Annotated in this window: 34 protein-coding genes; all 34 read left to right on the forward strand. The window is 52.4% G+C overall.

Annotated features, from left to right (window positions below):
• Window positions 1-10: 10 nt before the first annotated feature.
• The 34 genes from FMM01_RS02065 (at window position 11) to FMM01_RS02210 (ending at window position 23,891) form a co-directional block, all read left to right on the forward strand.
• Entirely contained in the window at window positions 11-592 is a 582-nt protein-coding gene (locus tag FMM01_RS02065) for a terminase small subunit (protein ID WP_150391555.1), read from the forward strand.
• Window positions 546-1,859: a PBSX family phage terminase large subunit gene (locus FMM01_RS02070; protein WP_150391556.1), complete on the forward strand. Its 1,314-nt coding sequence runs from the start codon at window positions 546-548 to the stop codon at window positions 1,857-1,859. Before FMM01_RS02065 ends, FMM01_RS02070 begins: the two co-directional genes overlap by 47 nt.
• A 4-nt stretch (window positions 1,860-1,863) precedes the next feature.
• Window positions 1,864-3,330 (forward strand): phage portal protein, encoded by a 1,467-nt coding sequence (locus tag FMM01_RS02075; protein ID WP_190973434.1) that lies wholly within the window; start codon window positions 1,864-1,866, stop codon window positions 3,328-3,330.
• Window positions 3,299-5,014, forward strand: a complete 1,716-nt coding sequence (locus FMM01_RS02080; protein WP_190973435.1) for a minor capsid protein — start codon at window positions 3,299-3,301, stop codon at window positions 5,012-5,014. The genes FMM01_RS02075 and FMM01_RS02080 overlap by 32 nt, the downstream gene beginning before the upstream one ends.
• Window positions 4,992-5,132, forward strand: coding sequence for a hypothetical protein (locus FMM01_RS16160; protein ID WP_190973436.1), 141 nt, complete (start codon window positions 4,992-4,994; stop codon window positions 5,130-5,132). Before FMM01_RS02080 ends, FMM01_RS16160 begins: the two co-directional genes overlap by 23 nt.
• Before the next feature lie 53 nt (window positions 5,133-5,185).
• A complete protein-coding gene (locus FMM01_RS02085; RefSeq protein ID WP_150391559.1) occupies window positions 5,186-5,392 on the forward strand; it encodes a hypothetical protein in 207 nt (68 codons plus the stop codon).
• Window positions 5,393-5,485: 93 nt separating this feature from the next.
• Window positions 5,486-6,073, forward strand: a complete 588-nt coding sequence (locus tag FMM01_RS02090; protein WP_150391560.1) for a phage scaffolding protein — start codon at window positions 5,486-5,488, stop codon at window positions 6,071-6,073.
• Window positions 6,073-7,059 (forward strand): major capsid protein, encoded by a 987-nt coding sequence (locus FMM01_RS02095; protein ID WP_150391561.1) that lies wholly within the window; start codon window positions 6,073-6,075, stop codon window positions 7,057-7,059. Before FMM01_RS02090 ends, FMM01_RS02095 begins: the two co-directional genes overlap by 1 nt.
• A gap of 82 nt (window positions 7,060-7,141) precedes the next feature.
• Window positions 7,142-7,612, forward strand: a complete 471-nt coding sequence (locus FMM01_RS16700; protein ID WP_336495144.1) for an Ig-like domain-containing protein — start codon at window positions 7,142-7,144, stop codon at window positions 7,610-7,612.
• A gap of 11 nt (window positions 7,613-7,623) precedes the next feature.
• Entirely contained in the window at window positions 7,624-8,025 is a 402-nt protein-coding gene (locus FMM01_RS02110) for a head-tail connector protein (RefSeq protein WP_150391562.1), read from the forward strand.
• Entirely contained in the window at window positions 8,022-8,420 is a 399-nt protein-coding gene (locus FMM01_RS02115; RefSeq protein WP_223849990.1) for a hypothetical protein, read from the forward strand. The genes FMM01_RS02110 and FMM01_RS02115 overlap by 4 nt, the downstream gene beginning before the upstream one ends.
• Window positions 8,398-8,844 (forward strand): HK97 gp10 family phage protein, encoded by a 447-nt coding sequence (locus FMM01_RS02120; RefSeq protein WP_150391563.1) that lies wholly within the window; start codon window positions 8,398-8,400, stop codon window positions 8,842-8,844. The genes FMM01_RS02115 and FMM01_RS02120 overlap by 23 nt, the downstream gene beginning before the upstream one ends.
• A gap of 19 nt (window positions 8,845-8,863) precedes the next feature.
• Window positions 8,864-9,259 carry a phage tail terminator family protein gene (locus FMM01_RS02125; protein WP_190973437.1) on the forward strand — a complete coding sequence of 132 codons (396 nt, stop codon included), beginning with the start codon at window positions 8,864-8,866 and terminating at the stop codon, window positions 9,257-9,259.
• A complete protein-coding gene (locus tag FMM01_RS16165; protein WP_190973438.1) occupies window positions 9,249-9,419 on the forward strand; it encodes a hypothetical protein in 171 nt (56 codons plus the stop codon). The genes FMM01_RS02125 and FMM01_RS16165 overlap by 11 nt, the downstream gene beginning before the upstream one ends.
• Window positions 9,419-10,858, forward strand: coding sequence for a phage tail sheath family protein (locus FMM01_RS02130; RefSeq protein WP_150391565.1), 1,440 nt, complete (start codon window positions 9,419-9,421; stop codon window positions 10,856-10,858). Before FMM01_RS16165 ends, FMM01_RS02130 begins: the two co-directional genes overlap by 1 nt.
• 22 nt (window positions 10,859-10,880) lie before the next feature.
• Window positions 10,881-11,357 (forward strand): phage tail tube protein, encoded by a 477-nt coding sequence (locus FMM01_RS02135; protein WP_150393223.1) that lies wholly within the window; start codon window positions 10,881-10,883, stop codon window positions 11,355-11,357.
• Between the two features lie 10 nt (window positions 11,358-11,367).
• A complete protein-coding gene (locus FMM01_RS02140; protein ID WP_190973439.1) occupies window positions 11,368-11,796 on the forward strand; it encodes a phage tail assembly chaperone in 429 nt (142 codons plus the stop codon).
• A 44-nt stretch (window positions 11,797-11,840) separates the two neighbouring features.
• Entirely contained in the window at window positions 11,841-11,993 is a 153-nt protein-coding gene (locus tag FMM01_RS16170; protein ID WP_190973440.1) for a hypothetical protein, read from the forward strand.
• Window positions 11,994-12,007: 14 nt separating this feature from the next.
• Window positions 12,008-15,439, forward strand: coding sequence for a tape measure protein (locus FMM01_RS02145; RefSeq protein WP_150391567.1), 3,432 nt, complete (start codon window positions 12,008-12,010; stop codon window positions 15,437-15,439).
• A 12-nt stretch (window positions 15,440-15,451) separates the two neighbouring features.
• The gene (locus FMM01_RS02150; protein WP_150391568.1) at window positions 15,452-16,153 is read left to right on the forward strand and encodes a hypothetical protein; all 702 of its coding nucleotides are present in this window, start codon (window positions 15,452-15,454) and stop codon (window positions 16,151-16,153) included.
• A 3-nt stretch (window positions 16,154-16,156) separates the two neighbouring features.
• Entirely contained in the window at window positions 16,157-17,191 is a 1,035-nt protein-coding gene (locus tag FMM01_RS02155; RefSeq protein WP_150391569.1) for an XkdQ/YqbQ family protein, read from the forward strand.
• Window positions 17,191-17,529, forward strand: coding sequence for a DUF2577 domain-containing protein (locus FMM01_RS02160; RefSeq protein WP_150391570.1), 339 nt, complete (start codon window positions 17,191-17,193; stop codon window positions 17,527-17,529). Before FMM01_RS02155 ends, FMM01_RS02160 begins: the two co-directional genes overlap by 1 nt.
• Window positions 17,529-17,909, forward strand: coding sequence for a DUF2634 domain-containing protein (locus FMM01_RS02165; RefSeq protein ID WP_150391571.1), 381 nt, complete (start codon window positions 17,529-17,531; stop codon window positions 17,907-17,909). The genes FMM01_RS02160 and FMM01_RS02165 overlap by 1 nt, the downstream gene beginning before the upstream one ends.
• Window positions 17,906-19,048, forward strand: coding sequence for a baseplate J/gp47 family protein (locus FMM01_RS02170; RefSeq protein ID WP_150391572.1), 1,143 nt, complete (start codon window positions 17,906-17,908; stop codon window positions 19,046-19,048). Before FMM01_RS02165 ends, FMM01_RS02170 begins: the two co-directional genes overlap by 4 nt.
• Entirely contained in the window at window positions 19,041-19,577 is a 537-nt protein-coding gene (locus tag FMM01_RS02175) for a putative phage tail protein (protein WP_150391573.1), read from the forward strand. The genes FMM01_RS02170 and FMM01_RS02175 overlap by 8 nt, the downstream gene beginning before the upstream one ends.
• Before the next feature lie 14 nt (window positions 19,578-19,591).
• A complete protein-coding gene (locus FMM01_RS02180; RefSeq protein WP_150391574.1) occupies window positions 19,592-20,458 on the forward strand; it encodes a hypothetical protein in 867 nt (288 codons plus the stop codon).
• 65 nt (window positions 20,459-20,523) lie between these two features.
• Window positions 20,524-20,994, forward strand: a complete 471-nt coding sequence (locus FMM01_RS02185; protein WP_150391575.1) for a hypothetical protein — start codon at window positions 20,524-20,526, stop codon at window positions 20,992-20,994.
• Window positions 20,995-21,073: 79 nt separating this feature from the next.
• Window positions 21,074-21,484 carry a hypothetical protein gene (locus FMM01_RS02190; RefSeq protein WP_150391576.1) on the forward strand — a complete coding sequence of 137 codons (411 nt, stop codon included), beginning with the start codon at window positions 21,074-21,076 and terminating at the stop codon, window positions 21,482-21,484.
• Complete coding sequence (locus FMM01_RS16615; protein WP_263405058.1) at window positions 21,484-21,609, forward strand: CD1375 family protein; 126 nt, start codon at window positions 21,484-21,486, stop codon at window positions 21,607-21,609. The genes FMM01_RS02190 and FMM01_RS16615 overlap by 1 nt, the downstream gene beginning before the upstream one ends.
• A gap of 36 nt (window positions 21,610-21,645) precedes the next feature.
• Window positions 21,646-21,804 (forward strand): CD1375 family protein, encoded by a 159-nt coding sequence (locus FMM01_RS16175; RefSeq protein WP_190973441.1) that lies wholly within the window; start codon window positions 21,646-21,648, stop codon window positions 21,802-21,804.
• Window positions 21,805-21,862: 58 nt separating this feature from the next.
• Window positions 21,863-22,252, forward strand: coding sequence for a hypothetical protein (locus FMM01_RS02195; protein ID WP_150391577.1), 390 nt, complete (start codon window positions 21,863-21,865; stop codon window positions 22,250-22,252).
• Window positions 22,236-22,490, forward strand: coding sequence for a hypothetical protein (locus tag FMM01_RS02200; protein WP_150391578.1), 255 nt, complete (start codon window positions 22,236-22,238; stop codon window positions 22,488-22,490). Before FMM01_RS02195 ends, FMM01_RS02200 begins: the two co-directional genes overlap by 17 nt.
• Window positions 22,490-22,936, forward strand: a complete 447-nt coding sequence (locus tag FMM01_RS16180) for a phage holin family protein (protein WP_190973442.1) — start codon at window positions 22,490-22,492, stop codon at window positions 22,934-22,936. The genes FMM01_RS02200 and FMM01_RS16180 overlap by 1 nt, the downstream gene beginning before the upstream one ends.
• Window positions 22,917-23,891 (forward strand): peptidoglycan recognition protein family protein, encoded by a 975-nt coding sequence (locus FMM01_RS02210; protein WP_150391579.1) that lies wholly within the window; start codon window positions 22,917-22,919, stop codon window positions 23,889-23,891. Before FMM01_RS16180 ends, FMM01_RS02210 begins: the two co-directional genes overlap by 20 nt.
• The last annotated feature ends 191 nt before the right edge of the window (window positions 23,892-24,082 follow it).

The raw sequence follows: 24,082 nt of genomic DNA on the forward strand, positions 1-24,082 counted from the left end.
GTGATATGTAGTGAAACTGACAGCAAAGCAGCAGAAGTTCGTTACTGCATACGTTGAATTGGGCAATGCGACGCAAGCCGCTCTGGAAGCTGGATACAGCAAGAAAACGGCATATCAGTCCGGTGCTGAGAACCTCAGAAAACCTCAGATAAAACTGGCCGTCGATGAGCTCATGAAAAAGCTTGAAGACGACAAGATCATGAAGGCCGACGAAGCCATGAAGCTGCTCACTCGAATTGCCCGTGGTGAGGAGAAGGAGACCGTTGTGGTGTCCGGCCCAGACTACTTCGATACCGTGAAGAAGGAAGCCAATATCAGGACGCGGATCGGTGCGATAAAGGAAATCCTGAAACGTTATCCGACGGCGGAAGCTGATCCGTTGTTCGAAGCACAGGTTCGAAAGGCCAAGATTGAAGCTGATCTGCTGGAACGTCAAGCTAAGCTGATTCTACATCCGGAAGAAGTCGGTGATCAGGACGACGATGGCTTTATCGACGCAATTGATCACAATCTAGCCAACGTGTGGGAAGGAGAGGACAAGCAAGATGCAGCTGATGATCAATCGTCGGCCGAAGCAAACGGTGACGTTTAAGTTCCAGCCGTTTTCTCGTCGGCAAATGCAAGTCCTCTCCTGGTGGCGATATCCAGCGACTAAGGATAAATACATGGTGATCGCCGATGGCTCAATTCGTGCCGGTAAGACGGTCGTGATGTCCATGTCGTTTGTCCTCTGGTCAATGCACACGTTTGACCGTAAGCAGTTCGGCATGGCGGGCAAGACAATCGGCTCGTTACGCCGAAATGTGGTCGGGCCACTGAAACAGATGCTGGCCAGTCGTGGTTTTCATCTGCGAGACAATCGTGCGGAAAACATGATCACTATCAGTCGAGGCGGCAAAGAGAACTATTACTATCTGTTCGGCGGCAAAGACGAATCCAGTCAAGACCTGGTACAAGGGTTGACGACGGCTGGATTTTTTTTTGACGAAGTTGCCCTAATGCCGGAATCGTTCGTCAATCAGGCCACGGCCCGGAACTCGGAAACAGGCGCTAAGCTGTGGTTTAACTGCAACCCTGCCGGTCCGTTCCATTGGTTCAAAGTCCAGTGGATTGACCGCATTCAACAACGCAATGCGCTGCGGCTGCACTTTCTGATGACGGACAATCCTTCAATGGACTTGGAGACGCGGCAGCGTTACGAGAGCCAGTATTCTGGCGTGTTCTACAAGCGATATATCCAAGGCTTATGGGTCATGGCCGAAGGGATCATCTACTCCAATTTCAATCAGGAGACGATGGTCGTCGACCTGCCGGCGGAGACTGTTTATGAGCAAGATGCTGTCTCAATCGACTATGGGACAATGAACGCCACGGCCTTCAAGCGATGGAGCCTGTATCGGGGCGTCTGGTATTCCACTGATGAGTATTACTATTCGGGACGTGACAGTGAGACCAACACGCAACTATCTGATGAACAGTACGCTGACGAGCTGGAGAAATTCTATGAGCGGAACGGACTGGAAAAATCAGCAGTGCCAGTTATCCTTGATCCATCCGCTAAGTCGTTCAAAGTGGCGTTAAAGCAGAGGGGATTTCGTGTGAGGAACGCAAAGAATAATGTGCTCGATGGCATCCGCAGCGAGATGTCACTGATGGACGAGGGCAAGATCAAATGGTCAAGCAAGTGCGTCAATACGTTCCGCGAGATGAATTCGTATATCTGGGATGAGAAGGCTGCTGATCGTGGCGAAGACAAGCCGGTGAAGCAGCATGACCATGCGTGCGACGCCGATCGCTACATGGTCGAGACCGTCATCGTTCCATATTTCAAACGAAGTTATTTCTGGCATGGGAGGTGAGCCAATGGCAAATGCAAAACCAATGGACTTGGACACAGCACGTAAGGTGTTTGAGCAGTCCGATATCGACCTGGTGAAACGTGATCACCGATACAAGGAATCCAAACGGTACTACCACAATCGCAATGACATTGTGCTGAAAAGTAAGAAGCAGAAGAGCGAAGCCGATGAGCAGACTGACAAGCCGGACAATCCGTTGCGAATGCACGACAGTCGTGTGAGCTCAAATTTCTTGCAGCTGCTGATTGACCAAAAGGCAGCGTTCGGGTTTTCTCGCCCGCCAATGATTGACACTGGCAGCGACTCACTGAACAAGCAGGTACTCGAAGTGCTCGGCGACGATTGGAACAAGACACTGTTTCGGCTAGCTGTGGATGCTTCGCTTGCCGGTGTCGGCTGGATTCACTGCTGGCACGGTCCAGAAGGCCAATTCAAGTATGCAATCGTGCCGCCCAATGAGGTGACGCCAATATACAAGTCCACTCTGGATGATGAGCTGCAGGCAGTGCGCCGCACCTATGAGCAATTGGATCCCTCGGACGGCAAGGTGTATATCTTCGATGAATATTGGACACAAGATCAGGCCACATTCTTCAAGCGCGAGCAGGGTCAGACGTACTCAACGATGATTTATGATCAACGCATTGGCGTGACTGATTCGGTCAATGCCGAGGCGATGGACAATACGGCCACAATTAACCATGGATTCAACGGCATTCCGTTCATTCCGTTCAACAACAAATCAGACAAATCCGGTGATTTGCGTGCGGTGAAGGGACTGATTGACGCTTACGACTTGGTGTATAACGGCTTCGTTAATGATGTCCAGGACGTGCAGCAGGTCATCCTGATCCTGACCAACTATTCAGGGACTGACAAGGACGAGTTCCTCCAGAACCTCCGTCAATACAAGATGGCTGAGTTTGAGTCAGAGGGCGGCGACAACAGTGGCCTGAGCAAGCTGACCATTGATATTCCGGTGGACGCCCGGAAAGAGTTGCTGCAGGAGACGTTTGACAATATCTTTATCCAAGGTCAAGGAGTTAACCCTAAAGACCTCAAGGCTGGCACCAATATGACTGGCGTGGCCATGAAGATGTTGTATGGCCCTTTGGAGCTCAAAGTTGGCCAGATGGAATCAGAGTTCCGGCCGTCAATCAACAAGCTGGTGCGCTTTATCCTGGATGAGCTGAATAAACCGTCCGATCTCTCCATCAAGCAGACCTGGATCCGCAGCGGTATTCAGAACGACGTGGAACAGGCCGACATTATCTCCAAACTGTCGCAAGTCACATCTGATGAAGCCATCGCTAAGAACAATCCGCTAGTCTCTGATTGGCAGGATGAGCTGAGCGACCGAAAGCGTGAGAAGGAGGAGCGGGCCCAGACACCCGACCCATTCGCCAGTCCTGATCCGTTAGGCAAGGACGATGGCGAAGATGGTGACGAAGATGGCGAAGAAAAGGCTTAGTTATTGGGAGCGCCGTTTCTTGCAGACACAGGTCAACATGCAGCGGCACTCGGCCAAATACGAGGCCGGCATGGTCAGTCGTTTGGATGCAGCATATAAGAGTGCTGCGGATGATCTCCAGCAGTGGTACGCAAGATACGCCAAGACGGATGGCACGATGGATATCACTGATGCCCAGGCGTTGATGTCAGGAATGAACACCAAGACGTGGCAGATGACACTGGACGAGTTCAGAGCCAAAGCCATCGAAGGCGGTCATGACCAAGAGCTTGACCTGGAATACATCAAGAGCCGCATCAGTCGGTTACAGGCACTACAGTTTCAAATTGCACAACACATGGCGGAGTACAGCGATTCGGAGTCACCAAAGTTTCAGTCAACATTGGCCGGCCAGTACGATGACACGTATATGCGCACAAATTACAACATCCAAATGGCTCGTCAGCAGATTGCTGCAAACTTTCAGACGTTCGATACCAAGGAATTGGCATTGGTAGTCAGTAAGCCCTGGAAGGGTGGCAATTTCTCTCGGAGGTTGTGGAAGAACACTGTCAATGATCTACCGGCCTTGCTAGTCAAAAATCTCAGCCAAAACATTACTCTGGGATACAGCTATGAGCGGATCGAGCGTGAGATGCGCGGCCAGCTTCAGGATTTCAGCCAGCATGTCATCCATCGATTGGTGATCAGCGAAATGGCTCACATTTCGGAGGAGGCCACGGCTCAGTCGTATAAGGAAATGGATGTCCAGGAATACACGTACTTGGCAACGCTGGAAGCACATACCTGCACTCAATGCCGGAAGCTTGATGGACAGCATTTCAATACTGCTGACCGCAAAGAGGGAGTCAATTATCCAGTAATGCACGCACATTGCCGCTGCACGACAGTACCTTATGAGCCAGCGCTGGAGTCATTACCAAGCCGGCGGTGGGCCAAAGATCCGGATACTGGCAAGCGAGAGCTGATTGATAACACATCATTTGAGGACTGGAAGAAGAACGGATATAAGGCAAACGCACCGAAACCGGAAAAGCGCAATTATCGGGACTTTGATCAGGCAGGGTTGGACGCAAACACCGGCTATATTCAAAAACTCCCGGAGAATCAGCGAGACGCAATACACAAATACACCCTCGGATCGTATGCCAAAAGGATTAATAATTCTCTCCGGTATGGTGTAGGCGGATCTGAGACAATCAGCGAAATTGAAAGCAATCTCCATAAGGCGTTGCAGCATCCGTTGGGCAGTGACACTCACGTTTATCGTGGGCTTTATGATATGCCGAGCAAATGGCTGGAGAGCCTTGATCAGCCAGCCAGAGCTAGTTTGCAGAAGACCATAAACACTGCTGCCGTTGGCATTGATAAATCCAATATTCCGGCAGTCAACGCTGCTTTGGCAATGTTGCCGTCGTTCGAAGTGATGGAACCGGCGTACATGTCCACAACTTATGATAAAAGGGTGACACAGAGCTTCTCCACAAATATTCGACTGGATTTGAACGTGCCAAAGGAAATCAATGCAGTCGCTATCGAAAGTGTTTCAAATTTTGAGCACGAAAAAGAGATTCTGATTGATAAACGTGCTAAAATTAAGATAACCGGTATTGAGGTAAGTGACAACGGAATGACAGTTGTCCTGAAGGGGGAAGTTGCCAATGGATCCGACGCAGAATCATGATGACAAGTTCGTCGTTGATGGAAATGGTATGAAAGTTATCAAGCCACTGAAGATGACGAAGAAAGAACAAGAAGCGTTTGTTAAAGCGATGAACGCAGCATTGAACGGTACAAATTAAGTAGCGTCCACAAGTTGGGCGCTATTTTTATGCCTGAAAACGGAGGTAAATCAATGGATAAGGACAATTTGAAAAAGATGACCCTCATGGACATGAAGGGTTTGGTCTTTAACGATGAAATGAGCCAATCGATGCGAGTATTGGTTAACAGCTGGCTCACAATGTATGACGAAGCGAAGAAACAAGGGCGGTCAGAAGAGACTGCGGTCATCGCGGCCAGTGAAACGCTCGCGGCCATGATGAAAGGCAACCAAAAATAATCACTCGACCTGAGCAAGTCGTTAAAAGGCTCATTTACTATGCCTTGAGCGCGGTCGTCCCGCGTTACAAATCTACGAAAGAGGTTGGAAAACATGAATAGAGAATATTTGGAATCACTTGGCTTGGAAAAAGACGTCATCGACAAGGTCATGGCTGCTCACGGCAAGGCTATTGGTGAGTACAAGGACCAGGCCGGAAAGTTGGAGCAGTTGTCTACCGAGAACGAATCCTTGAAGTCCCAAATCACTGAACGCGACAAGGACCTGAAGGATTTGCGGAAGAATGCAGGGGACAACGAGGAGCTGGCCAAGAAATACTCGGAGCTGGAAGGTAAGTATAAGGCCGACACCGAGAAGCTGACCCAGCAGTTGAGCGATACCAAGCTCCATGCTGCTTTGGACAGCGCTCTGACGGCGGCTAAGGTGCGTAACCCGCGTACGTTACAAGGCCTGCTGGATATGGACAAAATCAAGCTGACCGACGACGGCAAACTTGACGGTCTCGACGATCAATTGACTGCCATCCGCAAAGACAACGCCTATCTGTTCCAAGGTGACCCCAAACCTGAATATGAACCGGCCGGCAATGGGCAACCCGTTGGTGGCGACATCAAAAATATTATGGCTAACCCGAAGCTGAATCTGACTGAGGCACTGGCCAATAAAGGAGCCGATGAATAATGGCAAACGAATTAACCCGTGTGCTCGATACGATCACACCTGAAATTTATAACGCGTACACCGAACAGTATTCCACCGAAAACTCTGCCTTGGTGCAGTCCGGCGTGGCTGTGTCTGATGAACGTGTATCTCGAATGATCACGGCTGGCGGTACAACCGTCACCATGCCTTTCTGGAATGACCTGAATGGTGACGATGAGGTACTAGGCGATGGTGACAAGTCCTTGAGTACCGGCAAGATTGTCGCTGGTTCTGACCAGTCTGCGGTGCTGTACCGTGGCCGTGGCTGGGCTGTGAATGAAATGGCGGCAGTAATGTCCGGCAGTGATCCGTTGCGGTCCATGCTGGCTAAGGTCGGCAACTATTGGCTGCGCCGTGAGCAGGTCGTTATGACGGCGACCCTGAATGGGCTGTTTGCCGATGGCGGTCCTTTGGCAAAAGATCACTTGAATAAGACGGGTGCTGGCATCGATGCGGCGGCCGTGTTAGACACCAAGCAGTTACTCGGTGACCACTCTGGTTCGTTGGCACTGTTGTTCATGCATTCGGCTGTTTACACCGACTTGCAGAAACAGCAGCTCATCGAATTTGTCCAACCGGCAGGCGCCAATATCAACATCCCCACTTACCTGGGTTATCGGGTAGTAGTTGATGACGCGTTAAAGCCAACTGCCGAGGGCACTTACACCACGTACATGCTGGCAACTGGTTCGTTTGGCCGCAATGCTGGCACACCAGCATCCTTGACCACGTTTGAAACCGATCGCGATGCCGCAGCCGGCACCAACAAGATTTACACTCGCCGGGCTTTCGTGCTGCATCCTTATGGGATTAAGTGGACCGATGCAGACCGGGATGCTGGCAACTTGACTGCGACCAATGCAGACCTGGCGAAGCCGGCAAACTGGCAAGCCGTTTACGACTTGAAGAACATCGGCATCGTTGGCTTACAGCACACAATCGGCAAGTCTGTGCCGGGAAAATAGACGCATCGTTCACACTCGCCAGTGAGCCTACAGCGGACGGTGCCAAGGTACGTAGGCAAAACAAGCAGTGAGGAGGGACACCATGACGGAACAATTGAAGATTTATAAAAAGGATGGCGACACGCCGCTGTTTTCAGGCACTGACACGGAGGCAGCCATCACTGGTCTGGCACCCGGGACTGTGGTCGCGACTGGAGACCATCGCGGTCGCTTGGAAGACGGTGACAAGACCAGCAACTGGGTGGACGTCGAGGGATTCACGGTGCTTCCTAAGCTGACTAGCTCAATTGTGCCTGGTCAGAAGACGGCTGCGTTGAAAGTCGGTGACACCAAGAATGTGACCGTGGCGGCGGATCCGTCTGACGCCACTGATGCTGCTGATGTGATCAAGGCTGTCACTGCTAAGTCCAGTGATGACAATATTGCTACTGTGGCAGCCAACAAGGATAGTGGCTTTGATATCAAGGCTGTGGCCGTTGGCTCAGCGACGATCACGCTGACGTCTGGCGCTTTGACCGCGACTGTGGCCGTGACCGTTACGGCTGCTGCTTAGGTGGTGGCCAAATGGACACGCCTAAGTTTTTTCGCAAGGATGAAGTCCTGACACGATCCAAAGTGTTCTATCCCAAGCCCGATGGCCAAGACCAGGCCCAATACAATGCAGTAATGGACCTGATACTGGATAAGGTTATCAACGATGTATGCAACTACACGCACATCCCCATCACTGAGTTGCCGCCTGAGCTGGACCTGGTGCTCATCGGCATGATGGGGACGATCATCAACGAGCGTGCGTTATTAGCGCCCATTGGCACTAACGGTAAAGCGATGGCGAGCGTCTCCGAGGGGGACACGTCTATTACCTTCAGGGACCAGTCTGCTGTTATCTCTACACTGGCTAGTGTCGATACAGTCAATAACAACTATCGGGCCCAGCTCAATAGTTTCCGGCAGGTGATCATGTGATTATCGATGAGTTACAAAGCCACGCTCGGTTTCTGCACATCCTGTACAACGATAAGGTGACCATCACCGGTCAAGTATCCGTTAAAAACGGGTCGGTCACCGAGCAGCAAGATGTAACCATTGCGACGAATATTCCCGGTAAGGTGATCATGAGTGGTCTCAAAGCTGGTGATCAGCAAGAGTTCCTGTCCAATGGATATGACGCCAAACTGCTGATTGACAATGGGATTGAGGTGCCAGCCGGTGCGCATATAACGGTCACGTCCATGAACGGTCAAGTCACTCATTACAAGCGGGCCAGTCGTAGTTATGCCGGTTATGGCAGCCATCAAGAGGTAGCCATGATCCTCGACGAGAAGGCGGGGAAGAAAAATGTCGGATTGGGCAAAGATTGACGATTCCGAGTTCCAGGAATTCGCCAAGAAGGTACACGATGCTGTCCAGGCCAAGGTGATGATTGAATCAATCGAGCGGTCACTGGACTTGGTGGCTCGTTATGCTTTGAAAGAAGTTAAACAGCGGACACCGGTCGATACTGGAACCGGGCGCCGTAGCTGGGATGTCACTGAGCCGCATTACACGGGCAGTGCCTTTACGTTCGACATTTACAACAACACCGAGTACATCTCATTTGTTGAGAATGGGCACCGGCAAGTTGTCGGCCGATACGTGCCAGCGATTGGCAAGCGACTCAAAAAGCCATGGGTCGAAGGCACGTTTATGTGGAAGTCCACCGAAGCGGACCTGCGTGCCAACATGGATAAGATTATCGAGCCGGAGACGGAGAAAGCATTGAACCAAATCTTTGGAGGTGATTGACATCGAGGACGTGACAAGATTGATCAGCGACACGTTGGATCAGCATTGGCCAAATATTCCGGTTTACCTGGAAAATCAGGAAGGCGGCTTTTCCGAGCCGTCTTTCTATGTCCATCGAATCCACGTCAATCACATTAATGATTTCACTGGCTGGCAAAAACGCACGTTCAGCTATCAGGTGGTCTATTTCCCGCCGGGGATTAAACCCCATGAGGAACTAGACGCGATGGCTGAACAGTTGCAATCAAATCTGACCGAGATACCGGGTTATGCCAAGCTCATTAACCAGGACTTGGCCGTGGAGGACGAGCATCTCAGCATGACGTTTGATCTCAACATTCGGGCATATCCGAAAGAAAAGGATCCGCCATTTGGCGGCATGAAATATCAAGGAGGCGTGGCCGATGGCCGATGAAAAGGCACAACCACAATTTACGAAGCAAGATTTTCTCAGCTCAACGGAGCTCTCTGGAGCTCAACACGACCTGCTGGAGACAGCGCTGGTCGATGGACGGACCTATACGGCCGATGAAGCTAAGGAAGCAGTCAAGCAACTGAAAGGAGGCCTGTTCTAATGGCAGGTGGAACTTTTATCAAACACGATAAGCGGCGGCCCGGCGCGTACATCAACGTCAAGGCGCCGAATCGCAAGGGCGGTGTCACGGGATCACGTGGCGTCGTCTTTTTTGTAGGCGGGAACGTCCTGGGCTGGGGCCAGAACGGGATCATCACGTTGTCCCCGGACAGTGATTTTAAGCAGTTGCTAGGCGTTGACCTGGACGCGGACCTATTTGGTGTAACGTCTGAGGCAACGGCCGATGGTGCAGTCGTCAAGATTGACGAAAAGAAGAAAGGCGTGCTCACTGCACTGCATGAGACGCTGAAGGGCGCGCTCAAGGTCCTGTATTACAACATCAACACGGGCAAGACGGCCGAGTTCAAGGACGACAAGCTGCCCTGGGACTTCAAGGCACTTTATCCCGGTGAAACTGGTAACCAAATCACGGTGGGTGTGTCACCAAATCCGGCAAAGGCTGGCACGGTGATCGTCACCACGTATTTCGGCACGGAAGCCGTCAATAAACAGACGGTTAAGACTGCCAGCCAGCTTAATGGCACTGAGTACACTGCAGTTTCCGTGACTGATGCAGCCAAGGCTGACGACGGCAAAGCACTGATCACTGGGTTGACCAATGGCATTACCAGCCCGTTAGCTGGTGGCACCACGGATACAACCAGTGAGGTCGACGCGGACGCCTTGATCAACACCCTGGAGACACAGCAATTCGCCATCTTGACGGCTGCGGGTTACGCCGACGACGCACCGATTCATGTGCTGCTGGCTAATACCGTTAAGCGCCTGCGGGAAGAAGCTGGTCAAAAGGTACAAGCAGTCATCCCAGACACGGTCGGCGCTGACTACGACTATGAAGGCATTATTGTGGTGGCTAATGGGGTAGTGCTCTCTGACGGCACGCAATTGTCCACCACCGAGGCAGCGGGCTATATTGCCGGCGTTGAATCGGCAGTTCCGCTGAATCAGTCACTGACCTATGCAGTTTATCCCAATGCTTCGGACGTGATTGGCCGGTTAAACAACGAAGATACAATCCTTGCGCTCAATGCTGGCAAGCTGCTGTTCACAGTTCGGAACGACGGTACAGTGGTCATTGAACAGGACATCAACTCGTTCCACAATTTCACCCAGGACAAGCGCAGTGATCTGGCCAAGAACCGGGTTATCCGGGTGCTGGACGATATTGCCCAGAACACCAAGGACACGTTCGAAAAGGCGTTTATCGGTAAAATCACCAATAATGGTGCCGGTCGCGACCTGTTCAAGAGCAATCGGGTCGAGTATCTCAACGGCCTGGTGACTAGTGGCGCACTCGGTGCATTTGACGCTGCGGATATCAGCGTGGATCCCGGCGAAGACCTGGATACAGTGGTTGTCAATTTGGCCGTCACTCCGGCTGATGCCATGGAAAAGCTGTATATGACAGTGACCGTTTAAGGAGGAATAAAGCATGGCTGAAATTCATACGATTTCACAATTTCTGGAAGCTCGCGACACAATTTCCTCCAAGGAGGCGATGGTGTTCGCCACGATTAACGGCCAGAACATCCCAATGATCGAGCTTGAAGAATTGAGCGCGAAATGGGAGAAGAACAAGGAAGAAGTGCAGGTGATCGGATCCCGGACCACTAAGAACAAGACCACCAGCATGAAGGGGACTGGCACACTCTCCGGTTACTTGATCAATAGTAACTGGATGAAGTACGGCACTGACTTCGTTAAGGGCGGTGCTGATCTGTATTTCAGCATTTCTGCCACGATTGAAGACAACACTAGCCGCGTGGGCAAGCAAACAATTCTGCTGCAAGACGTGAACCTGGACGACATCCCGTTGCTCAACCTGAACTCTGACGATGGTGTGCTGGACTGGGAGTCTGATTTCACATTCGAGGGCAGCGAATTGGTGACACCTTTCAATGGCCTTAACGAAGCATAGGAGGATTGACATGACTGAAAACGAACAAGTGGGTATTGACGCTTTCCTTGCCGAAAACGTTGCTGCCACGAAAGAAACCAAGGAAGTAAAATTTCCGCGTTTTAAGCAGCCGTTCGTCGTTGAAGCGGTTGGGGCCGATGTGGCTGAAGACTTGAAGAAACAGGCAACCCGCCGGACGAAGAACAAGGCCGGCGTAATCACTGCACAGACTGACCAAGACCTTTACGTGGATCTGTTAGTGGTCAATGCATTGGTTAGTCCTGATGTCAACAACGCCAAGCTGCAAAAGAGCTGGGGTACTCCTGGTAATCCGGTAGCGACCATCAAGAAGATGCTCAAAATCGGTGAGTATACCGACTTGGCACTGGCTGTACAAGAAGTCAGCGGTTTCGATGCTGATGAAGACGTTGATGATCTCCGAGAACAAGTAAAAAACTAGTCAAGGCCGGCTATGGCGTTGAGTTCCAGTATTACTGGTTCGCTATGCGCCAATTCGGCTGGACACCGAAGCAATGGAGTGCGCTCTCCGTCCGGGAGAAAGCCGTCGTGATTGCCGGCATTGATCTCGGACAGGAAGAGGAGAAGAAACAGCAGCGTGAGGCTGAGGCGAAAGCCCGCAGTCACCGTAGACACTAGAGAGGAGGTCGGCCATGGCGACGATTCGCAGTTCTATTGAAATTCAAGACCGCTTCTCCAGCGCACTATCCAAGCTGGACAGTGGGCTGGGCAATGCCGGTAAAGGATTTGACTCGCTCAAAGGCAAGTTCGGTGGCAATATCATGGGCGGTTTGAGTAAGGGTATCGATGCGGTCACCAGCAAGACCTCCTCCCTTGGTAGTGCATTTAAGTCAATGCTGGGTGCCAATGTGATTGGCAATGGTATCAGCAATGCACTCGGAGCCGTGAAGAATGAAATTGGTGGGCTGATTGGTGACCTCGGTGAAGCGTCTGCGGTTTGGAAGACGTTTGAGGGTAACATGGCGAACATGGGCAAGGGTCCGGCAGAAATTGCATCTGTTAAAAAGCAGTTGCAAGACTACGCCACGGAGACCATTTACTCGGCGTCTGACATGTCCTCCACGTATTCCCAACTGGCTGCTGTCGGGACAAAGAACACCACTGAGCTGGTTAAAGGGTTCGGCGGTCTGGCCGCAGCAGCTCCTGAGCCAGCCCAGGCCATGAAGACGTTGAGCCAACAAGCCACGCAAATGGCTGCGCTACCGACAGTCCAATGGGCTGACTTTAAGTTGATGCTGCAACAAACCCCTGCGGGTATTGCGGCCGTGGCCAAGACGATGGGTAAAACCACGTCACAACTGGTTCAAAACATCCAAGATGGCAAAGTTAAGACGCAAGACTTCTTCAATGCGATCACGAAAACTGGTACCAGCGGCGCGTTCACGAAAATGGCGACGGAGTACAAAACCGTTGGTCAAGCCATGGACGGACTGCGGGAAGGGGTGACTAACAAGCTCCAAGGGGCGTTTGACCGGGTTTCCAAGGTCGGGATTAACGTCATCAGCAGCTTGTCTGACAAGATTGCGTCGATTAACTTCGACCAGATTGCTGATAATGCGTTTAAGGCGTTCGCCACAGCTAAAAAGTGGGTCACTGATTTCTGGTCTGCGTTGGTTGATACCGGTGCAGTCAAGGCTCTCTCTGACGCCTGGGGTGATGTGTCGGTTGGCTTGGATTTCGTCAAGGCCGCGTTCAATCAGATACCTGATGGCAAGAAACTCAACCCGATCCAGATGGCTGCCGAAGGTGTCGGCAAGGCGATGAAAATTGCGGCCAGGGCTATCAGCGCGTTTGGTAAATGGCTCCAATCCTTGACGCCAGAACAGCTGGTTATGATTAAGGATCTGGCTGGCAAAGCAGTTAAAGCATTTATTGCCTGGAAAGTCGCTAAGAAGACTGTCCTGCCTGTAGTCGGCATCGTGGCCAAGTTGGCGAGTAAACTGTCGTCTCTTGGCAAAGCCGGCAAAGGTGCGGAGGATGCCGCCACAAAGGTCGGGAGCCTGAAACAAGCTCTTGCCGGCGGTCTCAATTTTGGAATCAAGATGGCGGGCATTGCGTTAGTTGTCGCGAGTCTCGCTCTGCTGGCTAAGTCGATGCAAGGCATTGCCAATGCTGGTCCGAACGCTGTCACTAATATGGCGACATTCGGCGGTGTTGTTGGTGGACTGGCTGTTGTGCTGGGACTCATGGGCAAGAAGCTCCAAGCGAGTGCCGGCGGTATTGCTGTATTTGCTGGCGCGGTTGGCGGGATGGCTTTGGCTATGACCCCGCTGGCGAACACTGGCGAAAAGGGCGTTGCTGCGATGATCACGTTTGGCGTGGTCGTTGGTGCGCTGGCTGGCGTATTTGCTCTGCTGGGCGGCAAACTTCAAGCTAGTATGGCCGGGATTGCAGTGTTCGGCGCGGCAGTCAGTGTCATGGCATTAGCGATGGCACCGTTGGCTGCGACGGGTATGCAAGGTGCTATCGCGATGGCTGCATTTGGTTTGGTGATTGCTGGTCTAGTGATTGTCTTCGCCGTGTTTGGTGGTGCATTAACGGCTGCTATTCCAGCGATGCTGGTATTCGGTGTCACGATGTTGATGCTGGGCGCGGCGGCGTTGCTGGTCGGTGCTGGCATGTTCCTCGCTGGTGCTGGGATTGCACTGATTGCAGTCTCATTGCCACTGGTGGCTCAATTTGGGCTGTCGGCTGCGGTCGGGTTCCTAGCGTTAGCTGGCTCACTCTTGTTGCTTATGCCGGCAGCGCTCATTGCGTCTGTTGGCCTGATTATGTTGTTTGCGGCCAGCATCGTGGCCTTTGCAGGGCTCGTTATGCTCATGGCTGGCGGACTGCTCGCTATGACTGGACTCATGATGGTGATGATCGGCGGGATGATGGCGATGGCGGGCTTAATGCTCGTCTTTGCAATGTCCATGCTGGCTTTCACCGGATTAATGATGGTCATGATGGGCGGCATGATGGCCATGATGGGCCTGATGATGGTGATGGTTGGTAGCATGATGGCGATGGTCGGACTGATCATGGTCTTCACGATGGCGATGATGGCTTTCACAGGGCTCATGATGCTCATGGTTGGCGGCATGATGGCCATGGTTGGTTTAATGATGGTCGGCGTCGGTGCAATGGTTGCGATGGCGGGCTTAATGCTCGTCGGGGTTATGGCTCTCGTGGCGATGGCCGGGATCATTGCTCTGGGTGCTGGTGCAGCGGTCGCTGCTGTTGACATGGCTCTATTAGGAGCCGCTACGGCATTGGTTGCGAGTAAGGTCCGGAGCATTGCAACGAATGCAGCCGCTGCGGCCGACAGCTTAGAGACAATGGTCGGCGCGGTCTCAGTCGTTAAGGAAGGGCTCAGCGCCATTGGGGATATGGCTTCTAAGGCTATCAACTCATTGGTGAGTGCCTTCCAGGGCGGCACAGGCAACGCAATGGCTGCTGGTCAAGCGTTGGCTAGTGCAATCGGCGCTGGGATTCAAGCTGGCAGTGCCAGTGTGATGATGGCTTCCTCCATGCTGGTCATGGTGGCTATTAGTCGGATGCGCACGGGTGCTGCTCAGGCGTTCAGCGCTGGCTCTATGATTGGTGCCGGTCTGGCTGGCGGTATCATGTCGCAACTGGGTGCCGTGACGGCTGCTGCTGACGCACTGGTTGCGCAAGCAGATAAGGCGGTCCGAGCCAAGGCGGATATCCATTCCCCATCCAAGTTGTTCGGTGAGCTGGGTAAATTCATGTCTCTGGGTGCTGCCCAGGGGATCACGGATAACCTGGCACCGGTGGCGGCGGCTGGGAGTGCCCTTTCTAGCGCTGCATATACAGGTGCGAATAGTGGCGGCATCGGTGTTAGTGGCCCGAGTAGTAATGGGCCGTCTTATGCTCCATCAAGCTTAGGCTTGGCTGGGAATAGCAATACGACGAACAACAGTCAATCGACCAGCCGACAAGTGACAGTTGCTCCAGGGGCCATCGTGGTCAATGCAGCGACTGCCCAAGACGGTGAGTCGATTGTGCGGACAATTGAGGATTATCTGCGCGGCCGAGCTGATGCCGGTCTGTCGAGTTAGGAGGTGAGTTGATTGGATCATGTCGGTATTTATCTGACGAATGGCAGCAATGAGACCATCGAACTGCCGGTCACACCGGCGGAGTTGATGGTCAAAGGCGAGGTCGATGGCGATACAGCAACCGTGTTGGGTCTTGGCGAAATTAAGCGGTACACGACACGCAAGCTGATTCCGTTGTCGATTGAGTCAACGCTGCCGCTGACTTCCGACGCTCACTGGGTGACAGCTCAAAATCCGTTGCCAGATGCCCAGTCTTATATCGACTGGCTGACCGCTGCACGAGATGCAGACAAGCCGGTGCGGGTTGTCCTATCTGGCACACAGATTAATGTGCTCACTAAGATTGACAGTTTCGAGTCTGGCTTCAAGGCTGGAAACTCAATTGAATATCAGTACACGCTGTCGCTGACTGAGTGGCGTGAGTACAAGGCCAAACGGATGACTGTTAAGACGGCACCATCCGGTAAAAAGATCGCAGTTAAGAAGGGAACGGCCCGTGCCGCCCCGGCTAAAAAGCTGGGCATTGGCTCGAAAGTGGTGGCCAATGGCCAGCTGTTCCGGGATTCTTATGGCGGCGGGCCAGGAATGAAGGAGCACAACGTAAAGCTGAAAATCACCCTGGTGGCTCCGGGACGGGCACGGCCCTACCACGTGGCTACTCTCGGTGGTTTGCCGCAGGGTTGGGTATCAGCATCAAGTCTGAAAGGGGTGTGATCAATGGATAAAGCGACAACGTTTCAAATCAGCAGACGGGGTAACCCCGAACGCTGGAATGTGCTGCCAATCTTGAAGACCACGCCTCAGCTGGAAGTCGATACTGGCTTTGCAGCCGGCACGCTGACGTTTGATCTGATTGAAGTCCAGGACTGGTTCACACCGCAGAATGGTGATGAAGTCCGCTTCTCCTGGAACGGCGTCAAGGTGTTCTTCGGCCACATCTTCAAAGTCTCATACACCGGCGATGAGGTATTTTCTTGCACCGCTTACGACAATATGCGATATCTGAAAAATCAGGACAGTATCATTTGGCCTGCTGGGACTGCCAGCCAACGTTTTGAAACTATGTGCAAGGCAGCAGGGATTCCGTATCGAGTGGTGACGGGATCCAGTTACAAGCTGCCAGCCAAAGTGTCCGATGGGGAGACCTATTTCGACATGATCAAGGCCGACCTGGACGATACGGCCACGGCAACGAGCAAACGATATTTTCTCCGCGACAATGACGGCACGGTTGAGTTCCTGGCCATGCCGTCCGCCAAGAGTGACATCATCATTGGCGATAAGTCACTGCTCACGGATTGGAAGTACGACACCAGCATTGACGACGTGGCGAACGTAGTGAAAGTGGTCAAGAAGTCCAAGAAGGACGAAGGTAAAACCACGGCGACCGCAAGAGACTCGTCCAGCGGTGATGATCCGGCCAACACGACCCTGGCCACCAAGTCAGCATCTGGCTCGACTGTCAGTAAATGGGGCAAGTTGCAAGTTGTCGAGAAGGTCAATGACGACAAGATGAACGCCGCTGCCATGCAGCAGAAGGCCAAGGATATTTTGCGGGAGAAGAACAAAGAGGAACGCACGCTGAAGCTGACCGCCTTAGGTACCACCGATCTGCGGGCCGGGGACAGTTGCTACATCAAGGTGCAGAGCCTGACTGATATCGGCATTGGCCCGCGCCAGGTCAATATCACCAAGCTCACGCACAAGTTTGACCCGAAGAACTGGACAATGGATCTGGAGGTGAGTATCTGATGGCTGGCGAATGGATGCTGAATCAAATGAGTTCGCGGGGCGGTAAGCCCAATGAGTACGCTGATCTGGTTTATGGCAAGGTCGTCAGCGTCTCGCCGCTCAAGATTCAGCTCAGTAACTCGATGATTCTCACGGACAACTTCCTGACGCTCGGTCTACATGTGACCAAGCATAAGGTCAAGATCACTTACAAGGACCGAACGGATACAAGCGACAATGATCGGACAGAGGAGGTTGAAGTGGACGAATCACTGAAGGCTGGCGACGGCGTTGTGATGATCCGCTCTGACGGCGGTCAGTCGTTCTTCGTCTTAGAAAAGACCGGAGGTGATGAGTGATGGACAACCAAGGTGATGTGATTGAGGTCACTGCGCCGTCACTCACCTATCGAGTGATCAACGGCCGGATTGTGGGCATGATTGACGGTCAGGATGCAGCACGTCAAGCGATTGACAAGATACTGCGGACTGAGCGGTTTGACTGGCCCATTTATGATGATCAGTATGGCAACGACCTGGCCGAATTACTGGGTAAGGAAATGCCATATGTGAAAGCTGAAGTGCGGCGAATGCTGGTGGAGGCTCTGAAGGCTGACGATCGGGTGAATGATGTGCAAATTAACAAGATTGAGCAGACCGGTAGTGATGAGCTGTCGGTTTTTGCTACTGTGACGACCCAGTTCGGACTGTTGAATATTGAAAGCGAGGTGACAACATGACGCCGCAGGAAATGGCCGACCAGTTGGCCAAATTGGATTATGACTATTGGAAGGACAAGGCACTGGAAAAAGTACCAAGCAACATCGACAGCCGCGAGGGCTCAATCATTTATGATGCACTAGCACCGTCTGCTTACAGCTTTGCCGAAGTGATCCTGTACATTCGGCAATGGATTCTCGATAGCTACACACAGACTGCTACTGACCAGTATCTGGACTACCGTGGGCAAGAACGGGGATTAACCCGCATTGCGGCGTCCAAAGCCGTTGTTACTGGTCGCTTCCTGGACCGAGACGGTAAACCGGTAACCGTGGAGGTTGGGGACCGCTTCGCCAGTATTGGTTCGTCTCCATATTTCTACGGTGTGAGCAAAGTCAACGACGATGGCACGGGTCAGCTTATCTGCGAAACTGCAGGCGATGCACCCAACCACTACATTGGCCAAATCCTGCCAATCACGCCGAATGATGACGTGGCCGATGCTCAAATCATCGAGATCAGTGTGCCGGCTCGCAACGTCGAGACTGACGATGAATTTCGCAAACGGATCCTAGCCAATTACAACGTCAATGCATACGGCGGGAACGTGGCGGATTATCAGGACATGGTAGCTCAGTTGCACACGGTGGGAGCTGTGCAGATTTACCCGACTTGGAATGGCGGCGGCACAGTCAAGCTGGTCATCCTGGACAACGATTATTCGACGCCCAGTGATCAGCTGATCCACGATGTGCAGGCTGCAATTGATCCACAGGACATGCCTGGTGATGGCTACGGATTGGCACCCATTGGACACACGGTAACAGTCATTGGGCCGACTGAGCGCAATATTGATGTTGTGGTAACCGTTCAAACCGATGGCAGCGTCCAAGTGGTCGAAGTTAAGGCCAAGATTCACGATGCCATTGAAGCCTACTTTGATTCTGTTCGACGTACGTGGGGAAATATGGATATTGCTCACCGGTCTTACACGTTGCGGATTATCCGGGCGCAGATCATCGCGGCGGTGCTCCGGATTCCTGGAATTATCAACGCTACAGACCTGACGATTGCCGGCGGTGACGCTGATATCACACTAGTTTCTACTGGCAAATTATCCGAGTTGCCGGTGTTAGGTGAGGTGACAGTTAATGGCTGAGTTGATTCGGCTGGAGAGCCTGCTGCTAGATTATTATGACGATGTGCTAGATATGCACGAACTGATGAAAGCTGAGCAACCCCAACTGGATGAGCTGTACGCCACGGTGATCCGCACCGGACGAAACCAGTCCATCATGTTGGCTGACGTGGACGGGATATCTGTGTACGAGGACATGCTCGGCATCACGCCGTTGCCAGGTGCTGACTTGGAGACACGCCGGTACGATGTGCTGTTACATCTGTTGCCACCGCGGCCAATCACCATCAATTATCTCCGGGAACTGCTCAAGGTCATGGGGTTTGCTGAGGCGACGGTACAAGTTGACGGGCCGACGTTCCGGATCTTCGTGCTGACCGACTCACTGAGCAAATCGCTCACGCAGCGTCTTTTTGGCATGTTGAACCAATACGTGCCGGTCAATCTGACGATCTCGCACGTGGTCCAAACGGATCCGATGGGTGTTTACATCGGGCAATCAACACGGACTCGCAGCAGCGTAGTCGTACCAGCGGCATTAAAACCATGAAAGGGGGCTGAACAATGGCAACAAATCGTAATACATTTACGACTGCAGGCTTAAAATTGACTGCTCAGGTCCAGGCGGGCCAGACCAAGATAATGTTCACGCGGGCAGTCGGCAGCGAGATTGACTTGCACGCGAAGACTGACGATGAACTGTCTATAGTACTTGCGAAGGATATCCCGGTCAATCAGGAGACACAGGTCAGCGGCGCCAAAGTGGTCGATGACACGACGGTCCAAGTGAAAGCTGTCTTTGACCAATCGAAGACGGCCAAGGCGTTTACACTCAACACACTCGGGCTGTTTGCTAAGCCAGTGGACGACAAGACCCCCGGGGAGGAGATCCTATATTCCATCGTGACGTTTGAGGCTGGGCAATACGTTTATCCAGACAACGCCGGTTCGTCTCAGGCGTATTGGATCAGTTCAACTATCGGTGACACTGACAAACTAGAGATCATCTTGCCAGAGGACGGCACATCGGGTTTAGGCCAGGCCGCATTGGATATGCTGGAAGGCCGGATCAAAGATACCTATGCCACCAAGGACGAATTGGGTAAGCCTGCCCGGTCCGTGACCATTAATGGCGGTGATAAGATTCTGCCAGCCACTGACGGCAATATCGCCATTGTTGTCCCAGCACCAGATATGAGTAAGTACACGACGACTGATAAATTGGTCGCTGACTTTTTATCTAAGGTAGACGCTGATAAAAAGTACCTGACCATCGAAGGCGGTGCAAAATACCGTACAGCCGATCAGGTCAGCGCACAGATCGACACAGCGCTGGCTGGTTATATAAAACCGATTACGCGTACGGCCTACGACAAACTCAGCACCGCCGACAAACAAAACGGCATCTGGGCGGTCGATGAAAAGGGGTGATGACATTGTCTTTTATAGTTAGTGGAGTGGAGCGAGACACCGTTTCACTTGGAGGGCAAGAGTTCGTGAAGAAACCGGATGACGGTCAATTATTGAAGTTGTTGGATGTGCCAGGGATAACGATTACCGGAAAGGCCAGGTCAGTAACAGTGCCAGATGGAGATCAGCTTATGGGAAGCCTGATGTTCATGCTCAACTTTAATATTCATAATTCAGATAGTGTCTTTACATCTACAGATCCGTTGCCAGTTACATCTGATTATATTTATCGATTCAGATATCGACCAATCACCCTTTCGATAAGCCAATTGCACGAAGGCTATTTGCTTAAACCAGAGGATTGGATTTTACAAGCAGTGGCGGGAAATAACATGTCGTTCAATTATCCGACCGGGAACAACATTACTGTTAAGCTGACAGGAAACACACTAACTTTCACACCGATGAATACGAACATATTCTGGATTAACCCTGGTCCAAACGGATGGGGCATGTCCTTTGGTTACACAAGCGTGTTCCAAGTAATCTCAGAATAGGAGGTTTAACGAATGGCATTGATCATGGATGGGCAGAAGTAAATAATGAAAGGACGTAAATAGAATAGCAGAAAATGCAATGAAGAAGGTTTATAAGACATATGAAAAAGTCCGGCCAGACGGGACGTATTTTGCGCTAATGTATTGGCCGACGGACGTGGAAGCTACGCATCCGTATACCACTGATCCAATCCCAGACGATCTCAAAGCCAAGCTCCCATTTTATGATTGGAGTCAGCTCAAATGGATTGACGGGTCGGCAGACGCGCTCAAGCTGCAATTGAGCGAATTTGCTGCTGGTCTGAAGTCCACTGGTCAGACTGCGGTTGCGGCCAATACTACGGCGACTGATGCCAAGACAGCGGCAGAGGGTGCCAGCTCACAGGCCGAACAGTTGCAGGCTGCGCTGCTGGAAATTTCTGACTTGGTACTGTCCAGTACGATTGCTAAGGACGACACCAAGCCAGCAGACGAAGGGGGCACGAAGTAATGAATGCCATCAAGCAGCTCTATGCCAAGGCCATCACTGACGGCCAGCGAACCATTGATTCAGTCCCGGAATTGATCCGGGACGACGTTAAGAAACTTATCGATGCAGCCGCTGCTGAAAAGTAGCGGCATTATGTTACTCAAAAATAGGAGGAACTTATCATGTTGAATTTCAAGTTTAGTGCCTTATCTGCCCTGTATGCTGCCAATGTTTTGGACGGTGGCCGCAAAATTGAAGAAGTCCCCGAAGTAATCCGGCCCCAGGTCCAAAAGATTCTTGACACAGAAAAAAACGACGACGCTGGCAAGCCGCAGGCGTAATCCTGTTGGTGGTTGCCAGCTTCCTGGCTGGACTTCTGGTGTGAGGAGGTGAAGAGCGATGTGGCAGCGGATTAAAGACAATCCGCAGCATGAGGTGCTTGGCCTGTTGCACATCGGAACAGGTATTTTCCTAGTTAATCATGACAACTATTTCCGCTGGCCTCCAGGGGATTTTTTGCTTTTTGCCAACGATGACTGGGTTGGTTTTTGGTTTATGCTGGTCGGCTTGGCCTATCTCCTCTGGGTGCTGTTAGGTGCGAAAGACATCCGATGGAATCGGGCAATCCTTGTGCTATCGACCATGACCATGGGCGCCTTGGCGACTTATCAGCTACTCCACTGGGTGGCGTTGGGTACTGACATTATGCCGTGGATGAGCAACGCTGCGGTGACTGCATTTATTATCTTGCTGGCAAGGGGGAGCGATGCTAATGGAGGAGATCATTAAGCAACTGGCGCCGCTCTTAAATGTGTTAAGCCCCTTGCTATTGGGGCTGCTGGCGTATCTCGAATTTAACAAGAAGAATCACCGTGAAGAACACAATGACGATGTCGACAGCCGTGACAAGCTCATCGAGAGCCTCCGAGCCGAACGAGATGCCATTTATTCCAAGTGGCTGGCGTCCGAAAAGCAAGTCGACCGACTACGGAAAGAACTCAACGAACGAAAGAAGGACGATGGATAATGGATTTTATCAAAACGTTAAATCTCGGTACGGCAGCGGAGCTGGTGATCAGCGCCGCTATTATTTTGGCCTTGGTGCAGGCCATCAAGCAGACAAAGGTCAATAACAAGTGGCTGCCGTGGATCGCCATGGGCCTGGGTGTGGGGGCCGGTCTGGTGTCGGTGGTTGCAACCAAGGACAGTAACTGGGTACCCGCTGCGCTGCAAGGTCTGCTGCTGGGTGCTGCTACCTCGGGCCTGTTCGACGGTGTTAAAGGACTGTCGGCCACGGCCTTCGGTACGACCGAGAGTGCGGCCAGCCCTGCGAGTCTCAACGAGGCCCAGACACTGCCGGCTGCTCCCCTGACCACAGTGCCGGAGGAGAAGCATGAAGGCCAACGGGACGCCGGTGCTCAGCTCAAGACTGGGCCGAAGGAGGACACCAAGGATGGCACTGTCAATCAATAAAGGGTATGCCCTGGGCGCCAACCAGGGGGATGCACGGGTGGCACTGCCGTGGTATGTGATCCTCCACGAGTCAGGCAACCAGAAGGACGTGTATGATGCCAATGCCGTATTGAACGAGGTCAAATTCATGCGCAGCAATTGGAGCAACGCATATTCGACGTACTTCGTAGGTGGTGGCGGCCAGATTTATCAGATCGGCGAACCTGGCTACGTCTCCTGGGCGGCCTTGTCAGCCAACCCTTATGCCCCTGTGCAAATCGAACTGGCTCGCACAGCGGACCGTGAGACGTTCCGGGCGGATTACCAGGCGTATATTGCTCTGGCCCGCCAGTCGGCACAAACCTACGGGATCCCGCTCACTCTCGATGAGGGCAGTGCAGGCAATCGAGGGATCAAGACACACGCATGGGTGACGGCCAATTATGGCGGTGATCACGTGGACCCGTATGCCTACTTGGCGTCTTGGGGAATTAGCAAGGCCCAGCTGGCGACTGATCTGGCGGGCGGCGTGTCCAACAGCTCCCCTGCAGCAGACAATCCCAATGTTGTGACGGTCAAATATGTTCCAGGCTACGGTGTGGCTGCTCTTGGCGACAACGGTAAGCAGGTGCCTGGCAGTAATCTGGTACTCAAGCACGGGACGGCCTGGCGGTCCAATGGCATCAGCATTATCGGCAATCAGGCGTGCTACAACATCGGTCGGGGTTGGTGGCTGCCACAGCAGTACACGGACCAGGCCGGTCTGATCACGATCAATTACGTGCCAGGCTATGGTGTGGCTGCCGTCGACTCCAGCGGCAAGCAGATCGCTGGATCCAATACCAAGTTCAAGAGTGGCAGCCGCTGGCTTTCGGCCACAGTGGTCAAGATTCGCGGCCAGGTCTGCTACAAAGTCAGCACGAGTGAGTACATCCCGACACAGTACATCCGAGGCAGTGGTCAGGTCTTCAAGTGACCGTGTAAGCGTCATTTTCAATTAAATATGGAACCGATATGGAATGAGGACGATTCAAGCCTGTGGTTATGGCCCCTGATACTATCACTGTTAAGTAATTTCCCTTCACAAAAACGCTCGTACCGGTTTTGACCGGTTCGGGCGTTTTTTCTTATCTCCCTGGTTCTCGTGGTAAGATAGGAAGGACGAAC

The sequence above is a fragment of the Schleiferilactobacillus harbinensis genome, assembly GCF_008694105.1.
Taxonomy (GTDB): domain Bacteria; phylum Bacillota; class Bacilli; order Lactobacillales; family Lactobacillaceae; genus Schleiferilactobacillus; species Schleiferilactobacillus harbinensis.

Coding starts and splice junctions, on each gene's coding strand:
- FMM01_RS02070 (WP_150391556.1), top strand. CDS start 546: ATGCAGCTGATGATCAATCGTCGGCCGAAGCAAACGGTGACGTTTAAG.
- FMM01_RS02075 (WP_190973434.1), top strand. CDS start 1,864: ATGGCAAATGCAAAACCAATGGACTTGGACACAGCACGTAAGGTGTTT.
- FMM01_RS02080 (WP_190973435.1), top strand. CDS start 3,299: ATGGTGACGAAGATGGCGAAGAAAAGGCTTAGTTATTGGGAGCGCCGT.
- FMM01_RS16160 (WP_190973436.1), top strand. CDS start 4,992: ATGGATCCGACGCAGAATCATGATGACAAGTTCGTCGTTGATGGAAAT.
- FMM01_RS02085 (WP_150391559.1), top strand. CDS start 5,186: ATGGATAAGGACAATTTGAAAAAGATGACCCTCATGGACATGAAGGGT.
- FMM01_RS02090 (WP_150391560.1), top strand. CDS start 5,486: ATGAATAGAGAATATTTGGAATCACTTGGCTTGGAAAAAGACGTCATC.
- FMM01_RS02095 (WP_150391561.1), top strand. CDS start 6,073: ATGGCAAACGAATTAACCCGTGTGCTCGATACGATCACACCTGAAATT.
- FMM01_RS16700 (WP_336495144.1), top strand. CDS start 7,142: ATGACGGAACAATTGAAGATTTATAAAAAGGATGGCGACACGCCGCTG.
- FMM01_RS02110 (WP_150391562.1), top strand. CDS start 7,624: ATGGACACGCCTAAGTTTTTTCGCAAGGATGAAGTCCTGACACGATCC.
- FMM01_RS02120 (WP_150391563.1), top strand. CDS start 8,398: ATGTCGGATTGGGCAAAGATTGACGATTCCGAGTTCCAGGAATTCGCC.
- FMM01_RS16165 (WP_190973438.1), top strand. CDS start 9,249: ATGGCCGATGAAAAGGCACAACCACAATTTACGAAGCAAGATTTTCTC.
- FMM01_RS02130 (WP_150391565.1), top strand. CDS start 9,419: ATGGCAGGTGGAACTTTTATCAAACACGATAAGCGGCGGCCCGGCGCG.
- FMM01_RS02140 (WP_190973439.1), top strand. CDS start 11,368: ATGACTGAAAACGAACAAGTGGGTATTGACGCTTTCCTTGCCGAAAAC.
- FMM01_RS16170 (WP_190973440.1), top strand. CDS start 11,841: ATGCGCCAATTCGGCTGGACACCGAAGCAATGGAGTGCGCTCTCCGTC.
- FMM01_RS02145 (WP_150391567.1), top strand. CDS start 12,008: ATGGCGACGATTCGCAGTTCTATTGAAATTCAAGACCGCTTCTCCAGC.
- FMM01_RS02155 (WP_150391569.1), top strand. CDS start 16,157: ATGGATAAAGCGACAACGTTTCAAATCAGCAGACGGGGTAACCCCGAA.
- FMM01_RS02160 (WP_150391570.1), top strand. CDS start 17,191: ATGGCTGGCGAATGGATGCTGAATCAAATGAGTTCGCGGGGCGGTAAG.
- FMM01_RS02165 (WP_150391571.1), top strand. CDS start 17,529: ATGGACAACCAAGGTGATGTGATTGAGGTCACTGCGCCGTCACTCACC.
- FMM01_RS02170 (WP_150391572.1), top strand. CDS start 17,906: ATGACGCCGCAGGAAATGGCCGACCAGTTGGCCAAATTGGATTATGAC.
- FMM01_RS02175 (WP_150391573.1), top strand. CDS start 19,041: ATGGCTGAGTTGATTCGGCTGGAGAGCCTGCTGCTAGATTATTATGAC.
- FMM01_RS02180 (WP_150391574.1), top strand. CDS start 19,592: ATGGCAACAAATCGTAATACATTTACGACTGCAGGCTTAAAATTGACT.
- FMM01_RS02190 (WP_150391576.1), top strand. CDS start 21,074: ATGAAGAAGGTTTATAAGACATATGAAAAAGTCCGGCCAGACGGGACG.
- FMM01_RS16615 (WP_263405058.1), top strand. CDS start 21,484: ATGAATGCCATCAAGCAGCTCTATGCCAAGGCCATCACTGACGGCCAG.
- FMM01_RS16175 (WP_190973441.1), top strand. CDS start 21,646: ATGTTGAATTTCAAGTTTAGTGCCTTATCTGCCCTGTATGCTGCCAAT.
- FMM01_RS02195 (WP_150391577.1), top strand. CDS start 21,863: ATGTGGCAGCGGATTAAAGACAATCCGCAGCATGAGGTGCTTGGCCTG.
- FMM01_RS02200 (WP_150391578.1), top strand. CDS start 22,236: ATGGAGGAGATCATTAAGCAACTGGCGCCGCTCTTAAATGTGTTAAGC.
- FMM01_RS16180 (WP_190973442.1), top strand. CDS start 22,490: ATGGATTTTATCAAAACGTTAAATCTCGGTACGGCAGCGGAGCTGGTG.
- FMM01_RS02210 (WP_150391579.1), top strand. CDS start 22,917: ATGGCACTGTCAATCAATAAAGGGTATGCCCTGGGCGCCAACCAGGGG.